The organism is Brevundimonas sp. GCM10030266 (genome assembly GCF_042666595.1).
Classification (GTDB): domain Bacteria; phylum Pseudomonadota; class Alphaproteobacteria; order Caulobacterales; family Caulobacteraceae; genus Brevundimonas.
The window spans coordinates 1-15,673 of sequence record NZ_JBHTCY010000006.1 but is presented as its reverse complement, the minus strand read 5'-3'; the positions used below and the strand labels follow the sequence as shown (position 1 = coordinate 15,673).

Annotated in this window: 15 protein-coding genes; 6 read left to right on the top strand and 9 right to left on the bottom strand. The window is 68.3% G+C overall.

Features of this window, described 5'->3' with window-relative positions:
* Window positions 1–110 precede the first annotated feature (110 nt).
* Together ACFQQC_RS17280 and ACFQQC_RS17275 are read left to right on the top strand one after the other, a co-directional pair.
* A complete protein-coding gene (locus ACFQQC_RS17280; RefSeq protein WP_376863786.1) occupies window positions 111–1,229 on the top strand; it encodes a YjgN family protein in 1,119 nt (372 codons plus the stop codon).
* Window position 1,230: 1 nt separating this feature from the next.
* Complete coding sequence (locus tag ACFQQC_RS17275) at window positions 1,231–2,382, top strand: M48 family metallopeptidase (RefSeq protein WP_376863785.1); 1,152 nt, start codon at window positions 1,231–1,233, stop codon at window positions 2,380–2,382.
* On the opposite strand, the gene ACFQQC_RS17270 is transcribed toward ACFQQC_RS17275, so the two are convergent.
* A complete protein-coding gene (locus ACFQQC_RS17270; RefSeq protein ID WP_376863784.1) occupies window positions 2,284–3,189 on the bottom strand; it encodes an MBL fold metallo-hydrolase in 906 nt (301 codons plus the stop codon). The two genes, ACFQQC_RS17275 and ACFQQC_RS17270, sit on opposite strands and share 99 nt — an antisense overlap.
* A gap of 65 nt (window positions 3,190–3,254) precedes the next feature.
* On the opposite strand from ACFQQC_RS17270, the gene ACFQQC_RS17265 reads away from it, so the two are divergent.
* Window positions 3,255–3,401 (top strand): hypothetical protein, encoded by a 147-nt coding sequence (locus ACFQQC_RS17265; RefSeq protein ID WP_376863783.1) that lies wholly within the window; start codon window positions 3,255–3,257, stop codon window positions 3,399–3,401.
* Here the strand turns inward: ACFQQC_RS17265 and ACFQQC_RS17260 are convergent.
* On the bottom strand, window positions 3,398–3,790 hold the full coding sequence (locus ACFQQC_RS17260) for a TIGR01244 family sulfur transferase (protein ID WP_376863782.1): 393 nt from the start codon (window positions 3,788–3,790) through the stop codon (window positions 3,398–3,400). The genes ACFQQC_RS17265 and ACFQQC_RS17260 overlap by 4 nt on opposite strands.
* 2 nt (window positions 3,791–3,792) lie before the next feature.
* On the bottom strand, window positions 3,793–4,329 hold the full coding sequence (locus tag ACFQQC_RS17255; RefSeq protein ID WP_376863781.1) for a hypothetical protein: 537 nt from the start codon (window positions 4,327–4,329) through the stop codon (window positions 3,793–3,795).
* Window positions 4,330–4,617: 288 nt separating this feature from the next.
* Between ACFQQC_RS17255 and ACFQQC_RS17250 the strand changes: the two genes are divergently transcribed.
* Window positions 4,618–7,614 (top strand): TonB-dependent receptor plug domain-containing protein, encoded by a 2,997-nt coding sequence (locus ACFQQC_RS17250; RefSeq protein ID WP_376863780.1) that lies wholly within the window; start codon window positions 4,618–4,620, stop codon window positions 7,612–7,614.
* Window positions 7,615–7,769: 155 nt separating this feature from the next.
* Complete coding sequence (locus ACFQQC_RS17245) at window positions 7,770–8,336, top strand: hypothetical protein (RefSeq protein WP_376863779.1); 567 nt, start codon at window positions 7,770–7,772, stop codon at window positions 8,334–8,336.
* Between the two features lie 3 nt (window positions 8,337–8,339).
* Here ACFQQC_RS17245 and ACFQQC_RS17240 read toward each other — a convergent pair whose 3' ends face one another.
* The 6 genes from ACFQQC_RS17240 to ACFQQC_RS17215 are packed head-to-tail and all read right to left on the bottom strand — an operon-like array spanning window position 8,340 to window position 14,916.
* On the bottom strand, window positions 8,340–8,915 hold the full coding sequence (locus ACFQQC_RS17240; RefSeq protein WP_376863778.1) for a hypothetical protein: 576 nt from the start codon (window positions 8,913–8,915) through the stop codon (window positions 8,340–8,342).
* Window positions 8,912–11,578, bottom strand: coding sequence for a methionine synthase (gene metH / locus ACFQQC_RS17235; RefSeq protein WP_376863777.1), 2,667 nt, complete (start codon window positions 11,576–11,578; stop codon window positions 8,912–8,914). The genes ACFQQC_RS17240 and metH overlap by 4 nt, the downstream gene beginning before the upstream one ends.
* Window positions 11,578–11,934, bottom strand: a complete 357-nt coding sequence (locus ACFQQC_RS17230) for a DUF6508 domain-containing protein (RefSeq protein WP_376863961.1) — start codon at window positions 11,932–11,934, stop codon at window positions 11,578–11,580. The genes metH and ACFQQC_RS17230 overlap by 1 nt, the downstream gene beginning before the upstream one ends.
* Complete coding sequence (locus ACFQQC_RS17225) at window positions 11,934–13,013, bottom strand: homocysteine S-methyltransferase family protein (RefSeq protein ID WP_376863776.1); 1,080 nt, start codon at window positions 13,011–13,013, stop codon at window positions 11,934–11,936. Before ACFQQC_RS17225 ends, ACFQQC_RS17230 begins: the two co-directional genes overlap by 1 nt.
* A complete protein-coding gene (gene metF, locus ACFQQC_RS17220; RefSeq protein ID WP_376863775.1) occupies window positions 13,010–13,957 on the bottom strand; it encodes a methylenetetrahydrofolate reductase [NAD(P)H] in 948 nt (315 codons plus the stop codon). Before metF ends, ACFQQC_RS17225 begins: the two co-directional genes overlap by 4 nt.
* Window positions 13,954–14,916 carry an ArsR/SmtB family transcription factor gene (locus ACFQQC_RS17215; RefSeq protein ID WP_376863774.1) on the bottom strand — a complete coding sequence of 321 codons (963 nt, stop codon included), beginning with the start codon at window positions 14,914–14,916 and terminating at the stop codon, window positions 13,954–13,956. Before ACFQQC_RS17215 ends, metF begins: the two co-directional genes overlap by 4 nt.
* Before the next feature lie 125 nt (window positions 14,917–15,041).
* Here ACFQQC_RS17215 and ACFQQC_RS17210 point away from each other — a divergent pair, with 125 nt between their 5' ends.
* Window positions 15,042–15,554: an EF-hand domain-containing protein gene (locus ACFQQC_RS17210; protein ID WP_376863773.1), complete on the top strand. Its 513-nt coding sequence runs from the start codon at window positions 15,042–15,044 to the stop codon at window positions 15,552–15,554.
* The last annotated feature ends 119 nt before the right edge of the window (window positions 15,555–15,673 follow it).

Genomic DNA, 15,673 nt, shown 5'->3' with positions numbered 1-15,673 from the left:
CGGGATTTCGTGGCCGCGGCGCCACTTTTCCGCCCAAGCTTGTGGAACCCCGTTGCCACCGGAAGCGCTGCTGGCTACGCCAGTAGTCAGGCGTACAGAGGGGGACTGACGTGACGGATATCTTTGCGGAAACCACGCCGGAAGTTCCGGCCGAGGGTGAGGCGCTGACCTTCACGACGACCCTGCGTCCGTCCGGTTTCCTGGGCCTCAGCCTGAAGAATGGCCTGCTCAATCTGATCACGCTGACCCTCTACCGCTTCTGGGGCAAGACCGAGGTTCGTCACCGGGTCTGGAAGGGCGTGCGCCTGAACGGCGAGGCCTTTGAATACACCGGCCGCGGGGTCGAACTGTTCATCGGCTTCCTGCTGGCCTCGGTGGTGCTGGGCGTCCCCTTCCTCGTGGTTGTGTTCGCGGTGCAGTTCGGCGCCGAGTGGATGATTCTGTTCCTGCTCCCGATGTACATCGCCCTGCCGTGGCTGTGGGGCTTCGGGGTCTTCACCGCCTTCCGCTACATGGCCAGTCGCACGACCTGGCGCGGCATCCGCTTCAGTCTGAAAGGCTCGGCCGTGAACTACGGCTGGCTGTTCCTCGGCATCGGCATCCTGGACGGCATCACCATGGGCTGGTTCCGGCCCGCCGGCGAGCGGATGCTGGCCGAGCGCATCTGGGACGAGGTCCGCTTCGGCGATCGCCGCCTGCGCTTCCGCATGGCGCGTTCGCAGCGCGAGGGCATCTATGGTCCGTTCGCGATCGGCTGGGTCGGCACCGGCGTCGGCTTCCTGCTGGTCACCTTCATCTTCATCGCGATCGTGGCGGCGACCGGTGACTTCAGCGACCCCAACAGCCTGTCCACGCCGGAATCCGATGTCGCCGCCATGGTGGTGATCTACGGCGTCATGCTGCTGCTTTCGCCGTTCGCCCTTCTGATCTGGGCCCCCTACCACGCGGCCCTGCTGCGCTCGATCGCGGCGGGCGTCAGCGTGGACGGCGCCAGCTTCCGGCTGGAGGTTCGCGCCCTGTCGCTGTGGTGGCTGATGATCAGCAACCTGTTCATGCTGCTGATCACCCTCGGCTTCCTGATGCCTTGGGTGCAGGCGCGCACCGCCCGCTACCTGATCACCCGCCTCAAGTCCGAAGGCACGGCCCGCCTGAATCTGGCCCAGCAGGCCGAGCGCGGTCCGGGCACGGGCGAGGGTCTGGCGGACGCCTTCGGCTTCTCGGCGATCTGAGGTGGACGCCCGCTTCTACGATGGCGTCACGGCCCGCTCCCATCCGGCGGAAGCCGAGGTGGACGGGGAGACCCTGCGGATCGTCGCCGACGAGCGCGAATTTCTGTGGTCACTCAAGGACGTCTCGGTCGAGGTCGAGGCCGATCAGGCCCGCGTCTCCAACCGGCGCCAGCCGGACGCCCGTCTGGTCCTGCCGATCGGGGACTGGACGCCGCTGGTCGGCGATCAGCTGAACGAGAGGGTCAAGGCGCGGCGTCACCGCGAGTGGTGGCTGATCGGCGGCCTGACCGCCACCGCTGTGGGCGTGGTCCTGTTCATCACCGTCGGCGTCCCGGCCCTGTCCGGTCCCGTGGCCCGGGCGACGCCCGTGTCGATGGAGGAGCGGATGGGCGACAACATCAACGCCCAGATGTCCACCCTCTTCCCGGCCTGCAAGAACCCGGCGGGACAACGGATTCTGGACCAACTCGGCGACCGCATCGCCGCGCGGGCGGACACGCCCTTCGACATCCGCGTCCGGGCCGTGGACGCGCCCATGGTCAACGCCTTCGCCACGCCGGGCGGACGGATCATGATCACCGGCGAACTGATCCAGGAGGCCGAGTCTCCGGATGAGCTCGCGGCGGTGATCGCCCACGAAATCGCCCACGTCGAGCAGCGTCACGTGATGCAGGCCGTCTGGCGCAATTTCGGCATCGGCATGCTGCTGGATCTGGTGGTCGGCGGCGGGACCGGCGCGGGCCAGCAGGCGGTCATCCTCGCCGGACAGGCGTCCGAGCTCAGCTACAGCCGCTCCGCCGAAACGGAAGCCGACGCGCGCGGGCAGGCGCTGCTCCACGCCGGCGGCCTGTCCTCCGAGGGCATGGCGCCCTTCTTCGAGCGGCTGGCCGGCAAGGGCGAGCGCAGCGGGGTGGACGAGGCCACCGAGTTCATGAACTCCCACCCCGATTCCGCCCGTCGGGCGCGGGTGGCGCGGGCGGCGGCCCGCCCCGGTCGCAGCGCCCTGACCGCCGAGGAGTGGCGCACGGTCAGGCAGACCTGCGCTGTCGAGGACTCAGAGAACCCGGTAGAGCGCCTGCGGCGTCGCTTCGGGCTCGGCGACAACGAGGCCCGCCCGAACAAGAGCCCTGAGGTGCGCCCAGACGGACAGTGAGGCCGCCGGCCACAGCCGGTTGTCCACTGCCGCATAGAGCACCGGCACCATCTCGGCGATGGTCCGGTCGCCCGCCTTCAGTCGCGCCATCACCTGCGCCTCGCGCTCCAGCCGATGGGCGCGATAGGCGGCCAGGAAGGGGGCGGGGTCCGTCACCGGCGCGCCGTGCGTGGGCCACAGGGTGGCGAAGTCCCGCGCGATCACCGCGTCGAGACTGGCCATATAGTCGGCCATGTCGCCGTCCGGCGGCGCGACGACCGTGGTGGCCCAGCCCATGACGTGATCGCCGCAGAACAGGGCGTTCTCATCGGTCAGGACGAAGGCCATGTGGTTGGAGGCATGGCCCGGCGTGGCCAGCGCCTCGACCGTCCAGCCATCGCCCGCGATCCGCTCGCCGCCGGTCAGGATGACATCGGGAGCGAAGGCCTCGTCCTCATCCTCGTCCAGTCCGCCCGAGGCGTGGATGGTCTGCAGCGGCGGGCGGGCGGCGAGGATCGGCGCGCCGCCGACGGCTTCGGCGAAGGGGCGGGCGAGGGGGGCGTGGTCGCGGTGGGTGTGGGTGACCAGCACATGGCTGACCGTCTGACCCTTCACCGCCTCCAGCAGGGCCGCCAGATGGGCCTCGTCGAGCGGGCCGGGATCAATCACCGCCACACCCGCTCCTGGGGCGTCGCGCCCGATGATGTAGGTGCCCGTGCCGGTGAAGGTGAACGGGCCGGGGTTGTTGGCGATCACCCGCCGGATCAGCGGCGAGACCCGGTCGCTGCGGCCGTACTCGAAATCAAACTCACGAACGAAGGGGATCAACTGTCTCTCCCGGGCGGCCCGGTCTTTGCGTTAGGGTTTTGTAAACCTTCTCCGGAGTGCCTGATATGGCCGTTTCCATCGCCCTGGCTGTCTCAAATCGGTTCCTGCCGATCGCCGGAGCCTTCCTGTGTCTCATGGCGGCGCAACTGGTCGTGGCGTCCTGCACCCCCGAACCGGCTCCCTACGCCGCGCGCGTGCCGATCATCCGCTAGAGCGGAAGACGGCTCAGGTCGTAACCAGCCGCCGCCGCCGCGGCTCTGACCGCATCGGCGTCCGCGCCGCGCGCGGCCTCGGCCATGGCCCAGGCCGCCGACGAGCGCATGCCTGACCGACAGAACAGCACCGTGGGCTTTCCATCCTCCAGAGCCGCGCCGACGGCCTCCGCCTGGGCGGGGGAGGGCATGCCGGAGATCGGGATCCACAGATAATCCAGCCCCGCGGCCAGTGCGGCCGCCTCCATGTCCGCGGCCGAAGGCTGGCCGGGCTCTTCCTGGTCGGGGCGGTTGTTGATCACCCGCCCGATGCCCGCCGCCGCCAGCCCGGCGAGGGATTCCGGCGACAGCTGGGGCGAGGTCCAGACGGTCTCTGAAAGAGCGCGCATGACTATTGCCTCCGGACCCGGACCGCGCGGCTGTCGCCGATGGTCATCATGAAGCTGCCCAGGCTGGCCTTGCGCACGCGAACAGCCTCTCCGGGACGATTGTTGAAGCGCAGGGTTTCGCTGTCGATCTGACGCCAGGTCGCGCCATTGGCGAGCGTGAACACCCAGCGTCCCTCGCTGTTGCGCGACGCGCGTTGCAGGGTGGTTTCGATCGCATCCAGGTCCGCCGCCTCGCCGCCGCCGTTTCCGAACAGCTGGGGCAGGGCGGGCATGTTGAAGCCGAACAGCTCCCGCCGGGTCTCATTCACCGCGGCGCGGTCGATGATGACCAGCTCGCCCTGCCGCTGCGCTGTGTCCAGCGCGGCGGCGGCGCCGTCGTAGCAGGCCAGTCGGGCGGTGTTGTCGGCGACCGCGCGGCACGCGGCCAGCCGCTCCAGCATTTCCGGGCGCTGTTGCAGCGACGGCGCGGCCTGGGCCGCTGCCTGGGGCGTCGGCTGAAGCACGACAGAAAGCGCCGCTAGGGCTGAAACCACGGACATTGTTGAACCTTTGGCTGGGCGGAGAGCGGTGACCGCCACATTCAGTCCCGCAGGACGTCCGCCGGGTCAACTGTGTGAATGCAACGGTCGGTGTGACGCTATCGTGGCCTAAATACGACAGTCCCGCTTACTCCTGATTACAGCCTTGTAATTACGCTGGCGAAACCTCTCGCGCGGCGCCTACCCTCCTGTAACTGCGGTCGGGATTCTGGCCGCGGGGGAAGGGACTATTATCCATCCAAGGCCGGACGCTGTTCGAAAGTCAGCGTCAACATCAGGAGACGACCTTTGAGAAACCAGAAAACCCGCAATCGCTTGCTGACGACGACGATGATCGGCGGTTTCGCCGCCCTCGCGTTCGCCGCGCCGGCGATGGCCCAGGATGCGGCGCCGCAGGAAAGCCAGCTGGACGACGTCGTCGTCACCGGCTCGCGCATTCCGCAGGCCAACCTCACCACCACCAGCCCCGTCACCCAGGTGACCGGCGAGGACATCGACATCGCGGGCGTGACCCGCGTCGAAGACCTGGTGAACCAGCTCCCGCAAGCCTTCGCGGCGCAGAACTCCACCGTGTCGAACGGCGCCTCGGGCACCGCGACCGTGTCGCTGCGTAACCTGGGCGCCTCGCGGACCCTGGTCCTGATCGACGGTCGCCGGATGGGTTACGGCTCGCCGAACGACGACGCGGCCGACCTGAACCAGATCCCGGAACAACTGGTCGAGCGTGTTGAAGTCCTGACCGGCGGCGCGTCCGCCATCTACGGTTCGGACGCCGTCGCAGGCGTCGTGAACTTCATCATGAAGAAGAATTTCGAGGGCATTCAGATCGATGCCCAGTACGGCTTCTACCAGCACCACAACGACTATGACGGCCCGGGCAACCTGCGCAGCGTCATCGCCGGTCGCGCCGCCACCAACCCGTCGCAGTTCCAGCTGCCGGACGACGATGTGATCGACGGCGAGTCCAAGTCGGTCAACATCATCATGGGTGTGTCGTCGCCGGACGGTCGCGGCAACCTGATGGCCTACGCCGGCTACCGGAACAACAACCCGGTTCTGGGTGGCGGTCGTGACTACTCGTCCTGCTCGCTGGGCGGCATGAACGGCGCCGGCACCGAGTTCACCTGCGGTGGTTCGGGCACGGCCTTCCCGGGGCAGTTCATCGCCCTGGACGTCGCCGGCACCCCCGGCTTCACCATCGGTGGCGCCAGCGGCGTCGGCAACGGCACCTTCACCGCGTACAGCGCCGCCGCCGGCGCCTACAACTTCGGCCCGCTGAACTACTACCAGCGCCCGGATGAGCGTTACACCATGGGCGCCTTCGGGTCGTACCAGGTCAACGACAAGATCGAAGCCTTCGCCCAGCTGATGTTCTCGGACTACAGCTCGGTCGCCCAGATCGCGCCGTCGGGCGCCTTCCTCGGCCCGATCCGCGAGATCAGCTGCGACAACCCGCTGCTCTCGGCCCAGCAACGCGGCGCGATCGGCTGTGCCGGTCCGGGTGATACGGCCAACCTGCTGATCGGTCGTCGTAACGCTGAAGGCGGCGGTCGCCAGGACTCGATCAACTATGAGTCCTACCGTGGCGTCGTCGGCATCCGCGGCGCGCTTAACGACAGCTGGAACTACGATGTGGCCGCGCAGTTCTCGCGCGTTCGCCTCGCCCGCACCTATCTGAACGACTTCTCGAACACCCGCCTCGGCCGGGCTCTGGACGTCGTTGACGTTGGCGGCACCCCGACCTGTCAATCGGTGGTGGACGGCACTGATCCGAGCTGCGTGCCCTACGACATCTTCTCGCCGGGCGGCGTGACCCAGGCGGCCCTGGACTACCTCCAGATCCCGCTGATCCAGACCGGTGAAACCACCCAGCAGATCGTGACCGCCTCGGTCACCGGCGACACCGGCTTCGCCCTGCCGACGACCACCCGCACCGTCCAGCTGGCCATCGGCGCCGAGTATCGCCGTGACTACCTGGGTTCGGTCACCGACAACGCCTTCGCCACCGGCGACGGCGCTGGTCAGGGCGGCCCGACGATTGGCTTCACCGGTGATACGGACGTCGCTGAAATCTTCGGCGAAATCCAGATCCCGCTGGCCGACGACCAGCCGTGGGCCTACTCGGCCTCGATCGACGCCGCCTACCGTCGTTCGGAGTACGAAAGCTTCGGCGCCGACACCTACAAGGTCGGCCTGGACTACGCCCCGGTCGAGGACGTCCGCTTCCGCGCCAGCTACTCGCGCGCCGTGCGGGCTCCGAACGTCATCGAACTGTTCACCGCCCAAGGCCTGAACCTGTTCGACATGGACTACGATCCCTGCGACTCGACCGAGCGCCCGACGGCGGACGGCCCGGTTCCGGCCTCCTGCGTCGGCACCAACCCCTGGCAGGTCACGCCCGAGCAACGCGACGGCGGCATCCTGACCAGCCAGGCCGGTCAGTATAACTTCCTGCAAGGCGGCAACCCTGACCTGGCGCCGGAAGAAGCCGACACCTACACCTTCGGTTTCGTTGTCACGCCGAGCTTCCTGCCGCGCTTCAACCTCTCGGTCGACTACTACAACATCAAGGTCGAGAACCTGATCGGCTCCATCGGCGCCCTGAACGTCCTGGACGCCTGCTACAACGCCGGCAACGCCCAGGCCTGTTCGCTGGTCATCCGGGATCCCGGCACCGGCGCCCTGTGGTCTGACGGTGGTTCGGTCGTCGACCTGAACACCAACATCGGTGGCATGAAGACCTCCGGCGTCGACATCAACGCGAACTACAACGTTGATCTGGAAGACTGGGGTGCGCCGTCCTACGGCTCGCTGGCCTTCTCGTTCGTCGGGACCTGGCTGGAGTCGCTCGAGACCGACACCGGTCTGGGCTTCGCCAACAGCGTCTATGACTGCGCCGGCTTCTACGCGAACCAGTGCGGCGTTCCGAACCCGGAATGGCGTCACCGCGCTCGCGTGACCTGGGTGTCGCCGTGGGATCTGAACGTCTCGGCCACCTGGCGTCACTACGGGGAGGCGGAAATCGCCGTCCTCGGCGCCGACGGCAGCCTGAACAACAGCGCGGCTCGCCTGGACAAGGTTCTGGACTCGCAGAACTACCTCGACCTGGCCGGCACCTGGCAGCTGCGTGACAACGTCACGTTCCGCGCCGGCGTGAACAACGTCCTGGATAGCGATCCGCCGCTGTCCTACAGCGTCGGCACCACGGGTAACAACAACACCTACCCGCAGCTGTATGACGCCCTGGGTCGCTACGTCTTCTTCGGCGTGACGGCGAACTTCTAAGGTTCGAAACCAGAGAGACAAACTGGGGCGGCGGTTCTTCGGGACCGCCGCCCTTTTTGCTGGCCGGAGTTTTTCGACCGCCGCATAAAAACCATTCGCCGATTCAAGCGTTGCTGCGTCCAGTCGGGCCGCGCGCCCACCGTTCCGGAGCCTTCATGTTCGCCAGCCTCGCCGCCGTCCTTCTGCTGTCCGCCGCCCCCGTCGCGCAGGATGGTCCCGTCGCCACCGCGCCGCGGGCCGATCAGGACGAGGGCCCCATCGCGACGGCCAATGTCGCGGAGACGGGCGAGTCCCTGCGCCTGCGTGAAGCCGTGGCCTACGCCAACCCCATGCCGCGCGGCGCGCCGGAGGCCGACTATCCGCTGGTCGCCTGGTGCGAGGCGCTGGTGAATGGCCATGTGGCGCTGGGCGAGACGCTTGAGAACCGCGACGATCTGGACAACGACATCATTCGTCTGGGCCGTCTGGAGGCGTCCGATTTCCGGGCCGCGCTGGCGGGCGCCCGCGGGCGCCAGAACGCCGCGACCCTGAGCGCCGCCACCGCCGCCGCCGCCGAGGCGACCGCCAAATGGACCCCGCTGCAGGGGCAGGATCAGGCTACCCGCAGCCAGGCCTTCGGCCTGTTCTTCGGGTTGCCGGGCCGTTGCGAGCATGCCGCGCGCCGTATCCGCGAGAACATCACCACCCCGCCGGCGACGCCTCAACAGGTCGGGCTGGAGTAGGGCTCAGGAACGGGGCCTGTTCCCGCGATCGCGGGGCAGGCTTCGTCCCAGCTTGACGACACCCGCTACGCCCTCACGTTCGGCGGCCTGCAACAGGCCGCCGATACCTTCGGCGTCGATCGCGCACAGGTCTGTCCGGCGGCCGTCTCGCCACAAGGCGATCCTGCTCCCCCGCGCCTCGAAGGCGGTGATTTCGGCCCAGGCGAAGGTGCGGGGGCGGCGCATCAGCCGGGTTTGCGTCAGCCCCTTCCGGTCCCAGCGCACGGCTCCCCGGAAACCGGCCATGCACATCAGAAGACCGGAGCCCGAGAAGAAGACGACCAGTCCGACCAGCGGCCACAGCTGACCGGGCCGCGCCGGCGCTTTTGAAAGGATGCCGAGCCCGAGAAAGACGACCGCCACGGCGATCAGGATGCAGCCGAGCGTCACCTGTGCGCCGGTGCTCCGGACGGTCGCCCGGGGGCGAGGCGGAACGATGCGACCGGCGACCCGGGCGCCGACCCAGGCCATAACGCCCATGACGGCGAAGAAGGTGAGGGCGGCCGCCGGCCCGGCGAGCCATCCGGGCCAGCCGCTCACGCCGCCTGCGTCCGCCCGACGCTCGCCGGATCATAGTTGAGGATCGGGGCCAGCCAGCGCTCCGCCGTCGCCACGTCCCAGCTCTTCCGGGCCGCATAATCCTCGATCTGGTCGCGGTCGATCTTGCCGACGCCGAAATAGTGGCTGTCCGCATGACCGAAGTAGAGGCCGGACACCGACGCCGGCGGGGTCATGGCGTAGCTTTCGGTCAGTTCCATTCCCGCATTGGCTCCGGCGTTCAACAGCTTGAACAGCGTGGCCTTTTCGGTGTGATCGGGCTGGGCCGGGTAGCCGGGAGCCGGGCGGATGCCGAGGTATTTCTCCTCGATCAGGTCCTGCACAGAAGTCTGCTCGTCCGGGACATACCCCCACAGCTGCGTCCGCACCTCCTTGTGCAGCCGCTCGGCGAAGGCCTCGGCCAGACGGTCGGCCAGGGCCGTCGCCATGATGGCGGAGTAGTCGTCGCCCTGCGCCTTGAACGCGGCGGCCTTCTCCAGCTCGCCATGGCCGGCGGTGACGGCGAAGGCGCCGAGGTAGTCCTCGCCGTCCTCGGCCACGAAGTCCGACAGGCACAGGTTCGGCTTGCCGTTCGACTTGGCGATCTGCTGGCGCAGGCCATGGAAGCGGGCGGCCTCGACCGTGCGGCTTTCGTCGGTCCAGACCACGATGTCGTCGCCGCGCGCATTCGCGGGCCAGAAGCCGACCACGCCCTTGGCGGTGAACCAGCGCTCGTCGATGATCCGCTTCAGCATCGCCTGCGCGTCGCGGAACAGGTCCTTCGCCGCCTCGCCGACGATCTCGTCCTCGAGGATCAGCGGATAGCGGCCGATCAGCTCCCAGCTGGCGAAGAAGGGCGTCCAGTCGATGTGGTCGGCCAGATCCTGCAGATCCCAGCTGTCGAAAGCGCGCACGCCGAGGAAGGACGGCTTGGCGGGCAGGGGCTTTTCGGGGTCGGGTTTGAAGCGGTTGGCGCGGGCGACGGGCAGGGCGGCGCGCGCCTTGACCTCCTGGCCGCGGGCGAACTGCTCCCGGATGCGGATGTATTCGTCGCGGGTGGCGGCCTCGTTCTTCGCCTTCTCGGTCGGGGACAGCAGGCCCGCGACCACGCCGACGGCGCGGCTGGCGTCGATGACATAGGTGGTCGAGCCCCGGCGATAGGCCGGTTCGATCTTAACCGCCGTATGGGTCCGGCTGGTCGTCGCCCCGCCGATCAGCAGGGGCATATCCAGCCCGCGCCGCTCCATCTCGGACGCCACAAAGACCATCTCGTCCAGCGACGGGGTGATCAGGCCGGACAGGCCGATGATGTCGCAGTCGTTGGCGATCGCCTCGTCGAGGATGCGATCGGCCGGGACCATGACCCCCAGATCGAAGACCTCGTAGTTGTTACACTGCAGCACGACGCCGACGATGTTCTTGCCGATATCGTGGACGTCGCCCTTCACCGTGGCCATCAGGATGCGGCCGTTGGAAGAGCGCGCCTGACCTTCCTTTTCGGCCTCCATGAAGGGCTCCAGCCAGGCCACGGCCTGTTTCATCACGCGGGCGGACTTCACCACCTGCGGCAGGAACATCTTGCCCGAGCCGAACAGGTCGCCGACCACGTTCATCCCGTCCATCAGCGGCCCTTCGATGACATGCAGCGGGCGTTCGACGCCCAGCCGCGCTTCCTCGGTGTCGGCCTCGATGAACTCGGTGATGCCGTGGACCAGGGCGTGTTCAATGCGCTTGGAAACCGGCGCCTCGCGCCAGCTCAGGTCCACGACGCGCGCCGCGCCCTTCTCGCCCTTGTAGGCGGGCGCCATGTCCACCAGTCGCTCGGTGTTGGACACGTTCGTCCGCTGCGGCCGGTTCAGGATCACGTCCTCGACCGCCTCACGCAGCTTGGCGTCGATATCGTCATAGACCGGCAGATCGCCGGCGTTGACGATGCCCATGTCCATGCCCGCATTGATGGCGTGGTACAGGAAGACCGAGTGGATCGCCCGGCGCACCGGCTCGTTGCCGCGGAAGCTGAACGAGACGTTCGACACCCCGCCCGACACGCGGGCGTAGGGCAGGGTGGCCTTGATGACCTTCGTGGCCTCGATGAAGTCGACGGCGTAGTTGTCGTGCTCCTCGATCCCCGTCGCCACGGCGAAGATGTTGGGGTCGAAGATGATGTCCTCGGGCGGGAAGCCGACCTCGTTGACCAGGATGTTGTAGGCGCGGGTGCAGATCTCGATCTTGCGCGCGGCGGTGTCGGCCTGACCCACTTCGTCAAAGGCCATGACCACCACGGCGGCGCCGTAGCGCAGGCATTTCACCGCGTGCTCGCGGAAGATGGCCTCGCCTTCCTTCATCGAGATGGAGTTCACGATGGGCTTGCCCTGCACGCACTTCAGGCCCGCCTCGATCACCTCCCATTTGGAGCTGTCGATCATCACCGGCACGCGGGCGATGTCGGGTTCGGCCGCGATCAGGTTGAGGAAGGTCCGCATGGCGACGGCGCCGTCCAGCAGGCCCTCGTCCATATTGATGTCGATGATGGCGGCGCCCGCCTCGACCTGCTGGCGCGCGACGTCCAGCGCGGCGGTGTAGTCGCCCTCGACGATCAGCTTCCGGAATTTGGCCGAGCCGGTGACGTTGGTCCGTTCGCCGACGTTGATGAAGGTGGGACGCATCAGGCGGACTCAATCTCTGCGAAGCGGCGGGCCACCGCGGCCAGCAGGCCCTGCGCATGACAGCCGCCGATGTGGCCGTAACAGAAACGCTCGCCCCGCAGGATGAAGGTCGCATAGCCGACAAGAGCATCAGCATCGGCGGTCGCGATGTTCTCGGGGTTCAGCGGCGGCGCGTCCCGGGACAGCAGGCGGTCATAGAAGGGCGACGCCCCGCCGTAGCCACGCTCGGACAGGGCGGACGTCCACTGATCAAGGATCGGCGCATAGACCGGAAGGGACCCGTCCCAGCGCATGAAGGTGTCGGACGGCGTGGCGTCCAGGGCCGCGGCCAGCGTGGTCAGTTCGCTCGACGACATCACGACGCGAGCTCAAACGGTTCCAGTCCGCTCAGCCGCATCGCCACCGGTCGTTCCGGGATCGCACGCGGGGTCACGTCTGCGACCTCCTCGGCCACGTGCTTGATGTGATCCGGCGTCGTGCCGCAGCAGCCGCCGACGATGTTGACCAGCCCGGAGCGCGCCCATTCCTCGATGAAGTGGGCGGTCTCGTGCGGCTGCTCGTCGTACTGGCCCATGGCGTTGGGCAGGCCGGCGTTGGGGTAGGCGGCGACTAGGGTGTCGGCCACGCGGCTCAGCTCGGCGATGAACGGACGCATCAGCTCGCCGCCCAGGGCGCAGTTGAAGCCGATGGCGAAGGGCTTGGCGTGGCGGACGCTGTTCCAGAAGCCCTCGGCCGTCTGGCCCGACAGGGTGCGGCCCGAACGGTCGGTGATGGTGCCCGAAATCCAGATCGGCAGGGGCGGCAGGCCCTCGTCCTCAAGGTCCTTGATCGCCTTGATGCAGGCCTTGCAGTTCAGCGTGTCGGTGATGGTCTCGATCAGATACAGGTCGACCCCGCCCTCGTTCAGCGCCTTCACCTGATGGCGATAGGCCTCATAGACCTGATCGAAGGTCACGCTGCGGGCGCCGGGGTCGTTCACGTCCGACGACATCGACAGCATCTTGTTCAGCGGCCCGATGGAGCCGGCGGCGAAACGGGGCTTGTGCGGCTCCTTCGCTGTCCAGCGATCCGCCGAGGCGCGAGCCAGTTTCGCGCCTTCCAGATTGATGTCCCACACCGCCTGGGCGTCGAGGTGATAGTCCTCCTGGGCGATGGTCGTGGCCGAGAAGGTGTTGGTCTCGGAGATATCCGCGCCCGCCGCGAAATACTGGTCGTGCAGGTCGGCGATAACGTCCGGGCGGGTGATGCACAGGATGTCGTTGTTGCCCTTCATCTGGCCCGGGTGGCCGATGAAGCGCTCGCCGAGGAAGTCGGCCTCGTCCAACCCGCGGCGCTGGATCATCACGCCCCAGCTGCCGTCGAGCACGAGGATGCGGTCCTTCGCGGCGGCGTGCAGGGCGGCGATGCGTTCGGGGCGGGTCAGGGGGGAGGTCATGCGGACGCCTGTTCGCGAACGCCCAGCACCCGGCAGATGGCGTAGACCAGATCGGCGCGGTTCAGGGTGTAGAAGTGGAAGTCGCGGAAGCCCTCTTCCTGCAGCCGGGCGCAGGTCTCGGCGGCGACCGAGGCGGCCAGCAGCTTGCGGGTCTCCGGATCGCCGTCCAGCCCGTCGAAATGGGCCTTCAGCCAGTCGGGAATGGCGGTCCCGCAGGCGCCGCACATGCGCGTCAGCCCGGCGAAATTGGACACCGGCATGATGCCGGGGATCAGGGGGATGGTCACGCCCGCCGCCCGCACCCGGTCACGGAAGCGCAGGAAGGCGTCCATGTCGAAGAAGAACTGGCTGACCGCACGGGTCGCCCCCGCATCGACCTTGGCCTTCAGCACGTCGATGTCGTGGTCGATGGACGGGCTTTCCGGATGCTTCTCCGGATAGGCGCCCACGGTGATGTCAAAGCCGCCGACCCGGCTGATGGCGGCGGTCAGTTCGGTGGCGTTGGCGTAGCCGTCCGCGCGCGGCTGATAGACGCCGCCGATGCCGCTGCCGCCGGGGGGATCGCCGCGCAGGGCCACGATGTGCTTCACGCCCGAGGCCTTGTAGGCCTCGATCACCCCATCGACCTCGTCCCGGCTGGCCTCGACGCAGGTCAGGTGGGCGGCGGGCTGCAGGTCCGTCTCGTTGAGGATGCGCTCGACCGTGCGGTGGGTCCGTTCGCGGGTCGACCCCCCGGCGCCGTAGGTGACCGAGACGAAGTCCGGCTTCAGCGGGGCCAGCCGCTGGATCGCCTTCCACAGGTTGGCCTCGGACTCGTCGGTCTTGGGCGGGAAGAATTCGAACGAGACGCGGGGGCGCGAGGCGTCCTGGCCCGCGCGGGCGACAGGGCCCAGCGGCGACAGCAGCAGGGCGCGGGCTTCGGACAGGCTGATGGCGGGTCTCATGCGGCTTTCGCCTTCGTTCCGGCGGGACGTTCGGCGGTCCAGATCGACACCGTCAGTCCGTCGGTGTCCGGGGGCAGGGTGGTCGCGGCCCCGGCGTTCAGGCCGGCGCCCTTCAGCCAGCGGCGCATCTCGTCGTCGGCGAAGCCCAGCCGGCGGTGCTGATGCTCCTCGCGCAGCTGCTCCAGCTGGTGCGGGGCGAAGTCGACGATGATCAACCGCCCGCCCGGCGCTGTCAGACGCGCCGCCTCGGTCACGGCGGCGGCGGGGTCGGCGAGGTAGTGCAGCACCTGATGCACCAGCACCAGATCGGCGCTCTGTTCCGGCAGGCGGGTGGCGAAGATGTCGCCGTGGCGCAGCTCGACCTTGTCCAGTCCGGCCCGGGCCACATTGGCGCGGGCGATGTTCAGCATGTTGTGGCTGAGGTCGAGGCCCACCGACATGCGGGCGTTCTTGCCCAGCAGGGTCAGCATCCGGCCCGAACCGGTGCCCAGGTCCACGACCCGCTCGAACGGCCCGTCGCCGGCGGCCTTCAGGATGGCGGCCTCGACGTCGCTCTCGCAGACATAGAGGGAGCGGATGCGGTCCCACTGGGGCGCGACCCGCTCGAAATAGGCGCTGGCGGCGGCCTCGCGGTCGCGGCGCACCTCTTCCAGACGGCGGTCGTCGGCGGCGCCGGCGCTGTCCTCCAGCAGATCCAGCACCGTATCGATCAGCCGGTGCGCCAGCGGGTCCGACGACAGGCGGTAGAAGACCCGCGCCCCGTCCGGGAAGCGCTCGATCAGCCCGGCGTCGGCCATCAGCTTCAGGTGCCGGGACACGCGCGGCTGGCTCTGTTCGAGGATGCGCGACAGCTCCATCACCGACAGCTCCTCGCCGGCCAGCAGGGACAGGACCCGCAGCCGGGTCGGCTCCCCCGCGGCGCGCAGGGCTTCGACAGTCTGATCAGCGCTCAATGACATGTCCTTATATAAGGATATCCTTATATGATTTGGCAAGTAAAAAGCGGGGCGCGAAAAAGCGCTGGCCAGACGCTCGGGACAGGCACACTCTCGGCTGTCTGATCGTTGCTTTCCGGAAGTCCGCCATGCGTCCTCGTCCGATCCTGTTCGCCGTCTCCGCGCTGGCCCTGTGCAGCGCCGCGTCGGCCGTCTCCGCCCAGGCCCCGCCGCCGGGATCGCAGCAGCCGACGGTCGTGCGTCAGGGGAGCATGGGCATGGCCTTGCCCCGCACACGCGGCGAGGTCGAGGCCTGGGCCGACCGGGCGTTCGCCCGTCTGGACGCCAACAGCGACGGCGCCATCACCGGGGACGAGCTGGCGGTGCTGAGCTCCGGCCCCATCGCCTCGATGGGCGGAGGTCGCCTGCGCGCGATGGTGTCCCAGTCGGACGCGAACCGGGACGCGCGGGTCACCCCGGACGAGTTCCGCGCCGGCGCCCTGCGCGCCTTTGATCGCATGGATGCGAACGGCGACGGCCAGCTGTCGGACGATGAACTGCCGCGCGCGCCCGCGCCCAGTGGTCCGATCGCCGTACCGATGCCGACCGCGCCCAACCCGATGCCGATGACCATGCCGCCGCCCGACGGCGCCGGCGGCTGACCCTTTGTTCCGCGCCTGAAAAAGCCGCCGTCGGTTTCCCGGCGGCGGCCTTGTCGTTTCTGGCCCCGGCTCAGTTCCAGACGTCGTGGTCGGTGGCCTTGCCGATCTGGGAGCGGTGG